General features: G+C 73.0%; 9 protein-coding genes. 2 read left to right on the plus strand and 7 right to left on the minus strand.

Annotated elements, in window-relative coordinates; translation table 11 throughout:
* The 4 genes from ACFRMQ_RS29950 to ACFRMQ_RS29965 all read right to left on the minus strand — a co-directional run.
* The coding region (locus ACFRMQ_RS29950; protein WP_380733801.1) for a transposase at positions 1-270 on the minus strand (270 nt) is incomplete at its 3' end.
* 183 nt (positions 271-453) lie between these two features.
* Positions 454-1,413, minus strand: coding sequence for an HAD family hydrolase (locus tag ACFRMQ_RS29955; protein WP_380733802.1), 960 nt, complete (start codon positions 1,411-1,413; stop codon positions 454-456).
* A complete protein-coding gene (locus ACFRMQ_RS29960; protein WP_380733803.1) occupies positions 1,413-3,950 on the minus strand; it encodes a phosphoribosyltransferase in 2,538 nt (845 codons plus the stop codon). Before ACFRMQ_RS29960 ends, ACFRMQ_RS29955 begins: the two co-directional genes overlap by 1 nt.
* Positions 3,951-4,038: 88 nt before the next feature.
* Positions 4,039-5,328 carry an HpcH/HpaI aldolase/citrate lyase family protein gene (locus ACFRMQ_RS29965; RefSeq protein WP_380733804.1) on the minus strand — a complete coding sequence of 430 codons (1,290 nt, stop codon included), beginning with the start codon at positions 5,326-5,328 and terminating at the stop codon, positions 4,039-4,041.
* A 357-nt stretch (positions 5,329-5,685) separates the two neighbouring features.
* On the opposite strand from ACFRMQ_RS29965, the gene ACFRMQ_RS29970 reads away from it, so the two are divergent.
* The gene (locus ACFRMQ_RS29970; RefSeq protein WP_380733805.1) at positions 5,686-6,879 is read left to right on the plus strand and encodes a TerD family protein; all 1,194 of its coding nucleotides are present in this window, start codon (positions 5,686-5,688) and stop codon (positions 6,877-6,879) included.
* Positions 6,880-6,947: 68 nt separating this feature from the next.
* Here ACFRMQ_RS29970 and ACFRMQ_RS29975 read toward each other — a convergent pair whose 3' ends face one another.
* Positions 6,948-7,688: a Tellurium resistance gene (locus tag ACFRMQ_RS29975; protein WP_380733806.1), complete on the minus strand. Its 741-nt coding sequence runs from the start codon at positions 7,686-7,688 to the stop codon at positions 6,948-6,950.
* Between the two features lie 340 nt (positions 7,689-8,028).
* Between ACFRMQ_RS29975 and ACFRMQ_RS29980 the strand changes: the two genes are divergently transcribed.
* Entirely contained in the window at positions 8,029-9,174 is a 1,146-nt protein-coding gene (locus ACFRMQ_RS29980; protein ID WP_380733807.1) for a DUF2637 domain-containing protein, read from the plus strand.
* A gap of 93 nt (positions 9,175-9,267) precedes the next feature.
* On the opposite strand, the gene ACFRMQ_RS29985 is transcribed toward ACFRMQ_RS29980, so the two are convergent.
* The gene (locus ACFRMQ_RS29985) at positions 9,268-10,362 is read right to left on the minus strand and encodes a DUF475 domain-containing protein (protein WP_380733808.1); all 1,095 of its coding nucleotides are present in this window, start codon (positions 10,360-10,362) and stop codon (positions 9,268-9,270) included.
* A 146-nt stretch (positions 10,363-10,508) separates the two neighbouring features.
* Positions 10,509-11,087, minus strand: a complete 579-nt coding sequence (locus tag ACFRMQ_RS29990; RefSeq protein ID WP_380733809.1) for a TerD family protein — start codon at positions 11,085-11,087, stop codon at positions 10,509-10,511.
* Positions 11,088-11,265 lie beyond the last annotated feature (178 nt).

The following is an 11,265-nucleotide window of genomic DNA, read 5'->3' on the forward strand; positions in this document are numbered from 1 at the left end:
GATCAGCCCGGCCGCATCGGCCCGTGCCTGCAACAACGTCAGCAACCGCGCCCACACGCCCTGCCGTTGCCAGCGCCGGAACAGCCCGTACACGGCCTGCCAGGGTCCGTACTCACCCGGCAGGTCCCGCCACGGAACCCCGGTCCGCACCCGCCACCGCACACCGTCGACCAGCCGCCGCCGACCCGGCGACCTGCGGCCCACCCCCGCCGCAGGCAGCAACGACTCCAACACCGACCACTGCTCATCGGAAAGATCCCCACGCCCCATACCGTGATCATCCCGGTGCGCGGCACGGACCAGAACCCCGACCTAAAACACGGCCTAGGGCCGGACAGGGCCTGACCGCGATGCCCGTGACCTCGATGTCGTCCAACGACGGATAACGGCGGATAACGGCGGATTTCGCAGGTCATCGCCCACGCGGGGCCGGCTGGGCAGGTGGCACCGGGCCTAACCGGAGACCTCGGGTTCGGCCGGGACACCGGCCGAATCGGAGGCAGCGGAGCCACCGGAGGCAGCGGCCAGGAACCGCCGGACGATCTCCTCCCCCGCCGTCACCCCCACCTCCGCCAGGACGGTGACGCCGGGGGCCGTCCAGCCGCTGTCCGCGAGTTCGCCGTGCCCCGGGCGCCAGCCCGCGTCCGCCGCGAGCAGCAGGTCCGCGTCCAGCAGCGAGTCCCCGGCCGCCAGCACGGTGACCGCGCCGACGCCCGCCCCACCGCCGCCGACGCCCGCCCCGACGCCCGCCCCACCGCCGCCGACGCCCGCTCCGCCGACGCCGTCCGCCCCGCCACCGCGCCGGACGACCTCGGCCAGGGCCGCGCTCTTGGTGAGCGGCACCGGCACCGCGTACACCTTGCGCCCCTGGAGGGAGACCGTCCAGCCGCGCTCGGCGCACCAGCCGGTCAGCTCCGCCAGCCAGCCCTCCGGCAGCGCGGCCCGCTCGACCACCAGGTAGGCGAACAGCTCGTCGGCGACGCTCCGCTTGCGCGTCCACTCCGGGGCGGCGCACAGCGCGAGCCGCCCGACCACCTCCTCCAACGGGGCAGAGCCGGCGGCGATCCGCCCGGTGATCTCGGCCCGCCAGTCGCGGTCCGGCACGCCGTCCACCAGCAGCTGCCCGCCGTTGGCGCAGATCGCGTACCCGGGGACCCAGTCCGGTGTCGGACCGGGCAGGCGGATCCGCCCGTACTGCTCCGGCGTCCGGGTGGTGGCCGGGACGAAGCAGGCCTTCCGGGCGAGTTCGGCGAGCAGGGCGGCGGCCCGCTCGGTCATGAAGGACAGCGGCCGCCCCTGGTACTCCTCGACGCAGAGCAGCCGCGGCGCGGGCCGGTCCGACGTGTCCAGGGCCATCGCCCGCTCGGAGTAGATCAGCGTCCGGTCGAGGTCGCTGGCCACCAGAACACCCATCAGGTCTTCCTCCCCTTGCTCTCGGTCACCACGCTCCGCCCGTCTCCCCCGGTCGCGCCCCGGCTGTAGCGGGGGTGGATCAGGCCGACGCAGGTGTACGGCAGACCGTCCACCTCCTCGACCACGACGCCTCGCTGGGCGGCGAGCAGCCGGACGTGGTCGAGGTCGACGCCGGCGCCGCGCCGGGCGAGGATCCGCCACGGGACGCGGCGCAGCAGCACCCGGGTGGTCTCGCCGACGCCGGGCTTGACCAGGTTGACGTTGTCGATGCCGTACTCGGCGCTGATCCGCTCGACGGCGGCCCAGCCGGCCCAGTCGGGCGTCCGGTCCGGGTCGGCGGCGAGCCGCTCGGCGTGCTCGACCGCCGCAGCCCGCACCTCGCCGAAGCGGGCCGCCACCGTGTCGAGGAAGACCGCCGAGACGTCGCTCCCGGCCAGGTCGGCGTAGTGCTTGGCACCGTGGAAGTCGTCCGGTCCGATCAGTCCGGGCCGCAGCACGGTGCGCGAAACCAGGCCGGAGACGGTGGAGTTGAGGCAGGCGGACGGGATCAGGAAGTCGTCCCGGGTGCCGTACGTCCGCACGCAGCGGCCCGGGTCGGCGAGCACCGCGAGGTCCGGGTCGAAGCCGGTGCCGGCCAGGGCGTCGGCGAGTTCGCGGGTGATCGCTCCCTTGCCGGTCCAGCCGTCCACGAACACGACGTCGCGCGCGCGGTGGTGGGCCGCCAGGTAGCGCAGGGCGACCGGGTCGATGCCGCGGCCGCGCACGATCGAGAGCGCGTAGTGCGGCACGGACAGGCCGTGTGCGAAGGCCAGCCAGCGGCGGATCAGGACGCCGACGGGGGTGCCGGCCCGGGCCAGCGAGGCGAGCACCAGGCCGGGGCCGCGTTCCCGCAGCAACGTTTCCGCGACGGTGCCGACGCCGAGCGCGATCCGGCGGGCGGAGCCGCGCAGCGCCTGGTGGAACAGCTCCTGGTACTCGGGGCTGGGCTGGTACTCGACCGGCAGCGACTCGGCGTAGTGCGCGCCGCCGTTCTGGACGGCCTCCTCGCGCTCCTCGGTCGGGGCCTCCAGCGCGACCCCGGAGAGGTCCTTGAGCAGCCAGGCCACCTCGTCCGCCGGGTAGGAGGAGAAGGCCGGCCCGTACAGGGGACGGGGCAGCGGACGCACCGGCCGGTGCGAGGGCAGCACCGCGAGCACCACCTGGTCGGTCACCCGTCGCAGCTGGCCGAGCAGCGCGCGCTCCCCCCGGTGCAGGGCCGGGGTGTCGGCCACGTCGTCGACCACCAGCACCACGGCGTCGAAGCGCCGCGCCGGGTCGCCGCCGGGGGCGACGTTGTACGCGTAGCGCTCGGTCGAGCCGCCGTCCCGGGGGTCGTCGTGGGCGGGGAAGGCGAGCCGGGTGCGGATCGCGTAGCCGGGGTCGTCGACCGCCAGGACGGGCGAGCGGGTGGTGGTGGAGAACCGCACCCGGTCGCCGCCGAGACGGTCGGCGAGGGCGCCGGCCAGGCGCAGCGGCGCGTACATCAGTTCCTCGAAGCCGAGCACCAGCACCCGCTCCGCCCCGGCGGGCAGCGCCTCTGCCAACTGCCCGGCCAGCCGCGGCAGTACGGCGTCCAGCCGGGCGCGGTCGCGGACGGTGAAGCCGTGCCGGCCGCCGTCCGGGAGCCCGGCGGGCCAGTCCAGGTCCACCCGGACCAGCGGCGCGGCGCCCTCCGTCGGGGGTACGTCGGCCGGCGCCGCCTCCGCGATCAGCCGCTCGGCCCGGGCCGGCAGGTCCTCGGGCAGCTCGACGCCGCCGCTGGCGGTGGCCACCAGGTCCAGCCGGGCGCCGAGTTCGGCGGCGGCCTCGTCGAGCCGGCGCCGGTCGGCCGCGGAACGCAGGTCGACCAGGGCGACCACCACGTAGTGTCCGCGCGGGTGGCGGGCGTGCAGGTCGCGGATGGTGTTGAGCACCGTCCGGCCGGTCGAGAACTCGTCGTCCACCAGCACCAACGGACCGTCCCCGGTGAGGAATCCGGGATCGGCGGGGAGCAGCAGGTGCGAGGTGGCGTGCGAGTGCTCCTCCTCGAAACCGCCGAGCGGCGACATCCCGGGCACCGGGCGGCGGGTGGAGTGCAGGTAGGGGGCGTCCAGGCCGTCGGCGACGCTGTGGCCGAGGCCGGTGGCGGTCTCCGCGTAGCCGAGGACGACGGCCCGGTCGGCGGCCCGCGGGCCGAGCAGTTCGCGGACCCGGAGGCCCAGTTCGAGCCCGGTGCCGTGGACCACCGAGGGGCGCTGCGGCACGTGCTTGCCGAGCACGTTGGAGACCAGCAGGTGGGCACGCTTCGGGTTGCCCGAGCGCAGGGCGAGGCCGACGAGTTCGGGGAGGCGCTCGGAGCCGGTGAGCGCTATCCCGGCCCGGTCGGCGACCCAACGGCCGGTCCACGTCTGCGGTGTTGCTGTCACTGCCGGTCCTGCCTTCGATGGTGCGATGGTGCGTGCGTGCGATGGTGCGTGCGGTGCCGCGACGGTGCGGTGGCGCGTGTGTTCGTTCGTCATATCCGCGCTACGGGAACAGGGGGGAACGGCCCGGGCTCGACGGGAGGAACACTCCGGGGAGCGGCCCGGGGAGTAGCCCGGGGAGCGGTCAGCCGCACAGGCAGGCCGCCAGCAGTTCCGCGAAGCTCACGTCCTCCCGGGCCACCCCGAACACCTCCGCCCGCAGCAGCACCCGCTCCGCCCAAGCCCGGTGCGGCCGCGCCTCGTTCATCTTGTTGGTGTACGCCGAGCGCAGGACCCCGCCGCCGTCCTGCTCCTGCCGGAGGATGTCGAGGGCGTCGCAGTACTCCTCGTGTGTGACCACGGAGAGGGCGTGCACGGCGGGTACGTGGCTGGGGTGGATGCAGGTCTTGCCGAGCAGGCCGTTGGCCCGGTCGAGTTCGACCTCCCGGATCAGCCCGTCCAGGTCGTGCTCGATGATCCGCCGGCGGACCTCCTCCCCGGAGGCCCGGAGCACCCCGGCCCCGGTACCACCCCCACCGACACGGCCACCCCCCACACCAGTCCCCGCCCCGGCCCCCGACCCGCCACCGACACCGACACCGCCGGCGGCCGCGTTCGCGGCCGCGAACGGGGTCCGGCGCAGCTGCGGCTTGAACATCCGCTCCTGCACCGGGAAGTACTCCCAGACCGGCCCGGTGACGGTGTACCCGGTGCCGTCCGCCCGGCCCAGCACGTTGACCACGTCCCCGATCACCGACGCGACCAGCGCCACGTCGTACGCGGTGAGGTCGGGCGAGCGCCGCAGGCCGTACGCGGAGCAGAGGTCGGTGACCCCGAGCCGGACGGCGAGCACCCGCTCGCGGTGGCCGGCGAGCAGGTCGGCGATGCCGAACAGCTGCTCCCGCCTGGTCTCCAGGTGGGCGAGTTCGGGGGACTCCAGGACGGGCATGGCGAACAGCCGCCGCCCGGTGGCGGCCTCGGCGGCGGACAGCGCGGCCAGGTACTCGCCGCCGTTGGCGGGGGTGAACTTCGGCAGCACGAAACCGCTGAGCAGTTCGACGGCCGGGCCGAGTCGTCCGGCCAGGTCGAGGATCTGGGCGGCGGCACGGACCCTGATGAAGAGGAGGGGGTGGCCGTGTGCACAGTCGGTGAAATCCTTGACCAGGTCATTCAGCTGCTCGACCAGGTTCCGCTCACCCGCGTCCACCTCGTGGTCGGCGATCGCGTCCTCCAGGCAGAGCACCATCGACACCACGCCCCGGCCGGCCAGTTTGCGGATGTCGGCGGCCAGCGCGGGCCTGGTGGCCGGACTGTAGAGGGTGCCGCCGAGGGCGGTGGCGAGCACCGCCGGCTCGCTGCGCGCGGTGAACGCGCGCGGCTGCTCCAGGAAGAGCCGGCCGCGTACGTCCTCGGCGAGGTGGCCGAAATGGCGCAAGGTGCTCTCCTCCAGGAAGTGGACCGGCCTCCGGCCCGTTGCCGACGACACCCTGGTCAGACCGGCCGCCCGGGCGCCACGGTTCCCGGGGCGCGCCGCCGCGGGGCATTCCGCGCCGGACCCCCCGGGGGCCGTTCGACCGTCCATCGTACGGACGGGACCGGGCCCGCCCCGGTTCCCCGGCACTGAACTCCCGGAACATCCCGATCCGTTTGGCGATCATGGAACCGACGGCGGCGAACTCGGAAACGACCGCGGCAAACCTCGGAAAGCGCAAGTCTTGGCAAAGTCCGACTCGACGCGGACCGGTCCGGTCACGTTGTCCGAAGGGGTGGCGAACGGGCAGGATGGTCGGCTATGACGCACGTGATGGCCAAGGGCGCCAACATCGCACTGCCGGCGGCGGCGGTCCGCGCCGTGCTGCGCTGGAGCGCCACGCCCGGTGCGCCGGACGTGGACGCGTCCGCGCTGCTGCTCGGCGCCACCGGCAAGGTCCGCTCGGACGCCGACTTCGTCTTCTACAACCAGCCGCGCCACCCCTCCGGCCTGGTCCGCCACCTGCCCAAGCAGCAGACCTCCGGCGGCGCCTCGATCATCGACACGGTCGAGGTCGAACTGGGCAAGCTGCCCTCCGAGGTGGACCGCGTGGTGCTGGCCGGCTCCTCCGAGGGCGGACCGTTCCGCGCGGTGCCGGGGCTGCGTCTGCTGCTCTTCGACGCCACGGCCGGCGAGGGCGCGCCCGCGCTCGCCGAGTTCGTGATCGAGGACGCCGAGAACGTCACCGCCCTGGTCGCGGGCGAGTTGTACCGCCGGTCCGGGGCCTGGAAGTTCCGGGCGATCGGCCAGGGCTACACCTCCGGGCTGATCGGGCTCGCCACCGACTTCGGCATCACCGTGGACGACGAGGCGGAGGCCGACGCGGGCCGGGCGCCCCAGTCGCCCGCCACCACGTCCGGCGCGTTCGACCCGCGCGGCGGCGCCCCGATGCCGGACCCGCGCTCGACCACCCCCGAGCCGGGCACCTTCACCCTGGCCCCGGCCGTCCCGCAGTCGCCGCCCGAGCCCGCCCAGCCCCCGGCCACCGCACCGACCCCGGCCGCACCGGCGACCGTCACCGGCGCCGGCGCCGCACCGGTGCCCCCGCCGCCCACGGCCCCGCCCACCATGCCGCCGCCGCCCGCCGCGCCCCCGAGCCACCAGCCCGGCACCGGCTACGGCCACCCCCAGCAGCCCGGCACGGGGTACGGCTACCCCCAGCCGCGGCCCACCGGCGGCTACGGCTACCCCCAGCAGGGCGCCGGACAGCAGGTCCCCGCACAGCAGGTCCCCGGACAGCAGCCCCCGTACCAGCAGCCGGGAAGCGGCTACGGGTACCCCCAGCCGAACCACCCCGCCGCGCCACCGCAGCGCCCCACGGGCTACGGCTACCCGCAGCCCGGCACCGGCCAGCAGCCGCCCGTCCCCCCGCAGCCGCCGACGGCCCGGCCCGCGGCGCCCACCGGTGAGGACTTCGCGCTGCCCCCGCAGGGCCCGCAGTTCCAGCCCCGCTGACCCCAGGCGGGGCCGTCCGGTCGCCCCGGCCCCGCCCGCCCCGCCCCGCCCCGCCCCGAGACGCGCTCTCAGTCGCCCTTGTACCCGCGCTGCCACTGCATCCCGAAGCCGTACAGCCGGTCGATGTCCGCCTGGAACCCGTTGACGTACCGCACCTCGCGGCGCACGGTCAGCTGGTTGTCCCCCGCGTTCTCGATCAGCACCACCGCGCAGGAGCGCGCCGCCCGGGCCCGTTCCTCCAGCTTGATCTCGATGCGGGGGCCGGTCTGCGGCACGATCGTCAGCACCGCGTGCGCCTGCTCGAAGGCCGGCGTGCCGTCGTAGATGTAGACGAAGATCAGCAGCCGCTTGAACTTGTCCTTCTTCTCCAGGTTGACGTACATCGTCTCGCCGGACGGCGCCCCGTACTGGTCGTCGCCGCTGAGCTTGATGTACGGCGCGTTCTGGAGGTCGCCGAAGAGCCCGCCGAGCGGCTGCACCACGCCGGTGGACCCGTCGGAGAGTTCGTACAGGCAGGCCAGGTCGAGGTCGACGTTGGTCGGCTCGGCGTTCTGCGGCGAGTCCGGCTCCTGCGGCCGCAGGAACCGCGGGCTGAAGAACCGCTTGACGGAGTCCCGGGTGTTCGACCGGGGGGCGGCACCTGATCCCATCGTCCAGTGCAGGTTGACGTACAGGTAGCCGGTGGTGGCGGCCGCCCCGGTGATCGCGTGCTGCGGGGTCGACTTGGTGAGTATGACCTTGTGCTGGCCGCCGGGGTTGTCGAAGGTGTAGCTCTTGTCCCCGCGCAGGTACTCCCAGATCGAGACCATGCCGTCCTCTCCCCCCGCTCCCGCCAGGCGGTCTGACGGTCCGCCGACCAATGATCGGGCATCGGCCCGGCCATCGGATACCCCGTTCGCCCCCTCCCCTACCCAAACGGGCCCGACCGGCGGGTCGATTGGCCGGAGCCGACCACCCTCCCGTAACATGCCGCCCCCTCGGACGCGATATCGTCTAGCCGCACAGGCGTCCCGCCCTCCCCTGCGCGGGCTCGGCGGGTGTGCCGTGCGGCGACGAACGAACCGTCAGGCAGTGCCCGCACGGCTGGTCCTGAACGCCTGTGTCGCGCTGTGATCCTGTCCCCTGCGGAAACCCGAGGCCCGACCCGCAATGAACCTGACCTCCATACAGCTGGTCTGGACCGTCGTCGGCGGCGCAGCCCTGCTGTTCGTCGCCGTCCTGATGGCGACGCTGCGTTTCAAGAGCTCGAAGAAGGACGAGTCCGGCGACTCCTGGGAGCGCAGCGAGGAGCGCCGCCGCCGCAAGGAGATGATCTACGGCATCTCCTCGTACACGCTGCTGTTCTGCTGTGCCGGTGTCGCCGCCGCCCTCTCCTTCCACGGCCTGGTCGGCTTCGGCAAGGAGAACCTGGGCCTGTCCGGCGGATGGGAGTACCTCGTCCCGTTCGGCCTGGACGGCGCCGCGATGTTCTGTTCGGTCCTCGCCGTCCGCGAGGCCAGCCACGGTGACGCCGCGCTCGGCTCGCGCCTGCTGGTCTGGGTGTTCGCGATCGCCTCGGCCTGGTTCAACTGGGTGCACGCCCCGCGCGGCGTCTCCCACGACGGCGCCCCGCAGTTCTTCTCCGGCATGTCGATCTCGGCGGCCATCCTGTTCGACCGGGCGCTGAAGCAGACCCGCAAGGCCGCGCTGCGCGAGCAGGGCCTGGTGCCGCGCCCGCTGCCGCAGATCCGCATCGTCCGCTGGCTGCGCGCCCCGCGCGAGACCTACGCGGCCTGGTCGCTGATGCTGCTGGAGAACGTCCGCAGCCTGGACGAGGCGGTCGACGAGGTGCGCGAGGAGCGTCAGGCGAAGCTGGACGCCAAGGCCCGCGCCCGTACCGCCGACCGCCGCGAGCGGGCCGAGCTGAAGGCCATCTCCCGCCAGGGCGGCATGCTCTCCCGGGGCCGCGGTGGCCGCCAGGTACCCGCCCTCACGGCTGCCGGAGACGGCCCGAGCGCTACGGAGCCTGCCCTAGCCGCGGAAGCCGAAGCCACCTCCTCGACCTCCTTCCAGTCGGCCGCCCTGGACACCGGCCGCCGCCCGCGCGCCGCCGTCGGCTCCGCGTACTCGTCCTCCGCGTACTCGTCCTCCGCGTCCTCCACGTACTCGTCCTCCTCGTCCTCCTCGTCCGTCGGCACCGGGTCGTCCCGCAGCGGCTCGACCGTCGACCTGACGGCCGACGACGACACCCTGTCGATGCCGAAGCTGGACTCGCTGGAGCGCAAGCTGCGCGCCATCGAGCAGCAGCTCGGCTGACCGGTCGACCGTCCGTCCGGACCGCACCGGGCCACGAACACCGAACGGCCGCCCCCGGGAACCCCGGGAGCGGCCGTTTCGCGCGTCGGCCGGCTACTTGTCGGCGCCGACCAGCTCCGGTTCCTCGTTCGCGCCCTCACGCCGGTTGCGCACGATCGACGAGCCGAGCGCCAGCCCGATGAAGGCGACGCCGATCAGGCCGGTGACGATCTCCGGGATGTGGAACTTGATCCCGACCAGCAGGATGCCCGCCAGCGCGCCGATCGCGTAGTGCGCGCCGTGCTCCAGGTAGACGTAGTCGTCCAGGGTGCCCTTGCGGACCAGGAAGACGGTCAGCGAGCGGATGTACATCGCGCCGATGCCCAGGCCCAGGGTGATCTGGAAGATGTCGCTGGAGATGGCGAACGCGCCGACCACGCCGTCGAAGGAGAACGAGGCGTCCAGGACCTCCAGGTACAGGAAGAGGAAGAACGCCGCCTTGCCGCCGACCTGGATCAGCGACTTGCCGGACTTCTCCGCCTCCTCCTCCCGCTCTTCCTCGGCCTCCAGGCCCGACTCGAAGATCGAGGAGAGGCCGTTGACCGCCAGGTAGGTGACCAGGCCGAGGACACCGGCGAGCAGCACGGTCTCCGCGTGCTCCCCGGCGAAGAAGTTGGAGGCGAGCAGCAGGGCGACCAGGGCGACGACGCTGGAGAGGGCCTCCAGCTTGCCGACCTTCTCCAGCGGGCGCTCGATCCAGGCCAGCCAGTTGTACTCCTTCTCCTCGAAGATGAAGTCGAGGAAGATCATCAGCAGGAAGACGCCGCCGAAGGCCGCGATGGCCGGGTTGGCCGCCTCCAGGTACTGGCCGTAGGTGAGGTCGCCGTAGGTCTTGTCGGAGTGCAGCGCGAGGTCGATGACCGTCGCCGGGCTGAGCTTCGCGGTGAGGCCGACGACCAGCAGCGGGAAGACCAGGCGCATGCCGAAGACCGCGATGAGCACACCGACGGTCAGGAAGATCTTCTGCCAGTACGGGTTCATCCGCTTCAACACCGTGGCGTTGACCACCGCGTTGTCGAAGGACAGGGAGATCTCCAGGATGGAGAGGATCAGCACGATGCCGAAGCCTTGGGCTCCCCAGAGCAGTCCGGCCGCGACCAGGCCGATGGCGGTGATCGCGAGCGACCAGCCGAATGTGCGGAGGAACACGGGAGTTGGCTACCTTTCGGGTTCTGGCCGTGTCGGGAGCGGCCTCGTCCCCGAGGCGCCCTGACCGGGCCGGCCCGGTCAGGTCACCCCCGCACTGCCTTCTGTTCTCATGATCGGGGCGGGTGCGATAAGTCCGATTTCCGCCCTTACTGTACGTTCACGCCGAAGTCGAGCGCGATGCCACGCAGGCCGGAGGCGTATCCCTGACCCACCGCGCGGAACTTCCACTCACCCGCGTAGCGGTACAGCTCGCCGAAGATCATCGCGGTCTCGCTGGACGCGTCCTCGGAGAGGTCGTAGCGGGCGATCTCCTGGGCGTCGACCGAGTTGACGACCCGGATGTAGGCGTTGCGGACCTGCCCGAAGTTCTGCAGCCGCGCCTCGGCGTCGTAGATCGACACCGCGAAGATCACCTTGTCCGCCTGCGCCGGGACGAGGTCGAGGTTGACCAGGACCACCTCGTCGTCGCCCGTCTCGTCGCCGCCGGTGAGGTTGTCGCCCTGGTGCTCCACCGAGCCCTCGGGGCTCTTGAGGTTGTTGTAGAAGACGAAGTACTCGTCGCCGAGCACCCGCCCGCCACCACAGATCAGGGCGCTCGCGTCGAGGTCGAACGGGGCGCCCGTGGTCGAACGGGCCGACCAGCCGAGGCCGATCTGGACCTGCGTCAGGTTCGGTGCGGCCTTGGTGAGCGAGACGTTGCCGCCCTTGGCGAGCGTGACCACCATGACGTTCTTCCTCCCTTGCTTCTCCCGGGGCGCCTTCCAAGGTGTAGTCCCCCGTGGCCCCGGCCGACCGGTTCCGGTCGCCTGAACTTCCTGAACTCACATCCTCGCAGCGCGGCACACCGCCGCGGCACCAGGTGGTACGAAAGCGGGGCGGCCCCGGACCGTGGAGGTCCGGGGC

Origin of the sequence: Kitasatospora sp. NPDC056783 (genome assembly GCF_042789895.1) — a bacterium.
Classification (GTDB): Bacteria; Actinomycetota; Actinomycetes; order Streptomycetales; family Streptomycetaceae; genus Kitasatospora.

Coding starts and splice junctions, on each gene's coding strand:
- ACFRMQ_RS29955 (WP_380733802.1), bottom strand. CDS start 1,413: ATGGGTGTTCTGGTGGCCAGCGACCTCGACCGGACGCTGATCTACTCC.
- ACFRMQ_RS29960 (WP_380733803.1), bottom strand. CDS start 3,950: ATGACGAACGAACACACGCGCCACCGCACCGTCGCGGCACCGCACGCA.
- ACFRMQ_RS29970 (WP_380733805.1), top strand. CDS start 5,686: ATGACGCACGTGATGGCCAAGGGCGCCAACATCGCACTGCCGGCGGCG.
- ACFRMQ_RS29975 (WP_380733806.1), bottom strand. CDS start 7,688: ATGGTCTCGATCTGGGAGTACCTGCGCGGGGACAAGAGCTACACCTTC.
- ACFRMQ_RS29980 (WP_380733807.1), top strand. CDS start 8,029: ATGAACCTGACCTCCATACAGCTGGTCTGGACCGTCGTCGGCGGCGCA.
- ACFRMQ_RS29990 (WP_380733809.1), bottom strand. CDS start 11,087: ATGGTGGTCACGCTCGCCAAGGGCGGCAACGTCTCGCTCACCAAGGCC.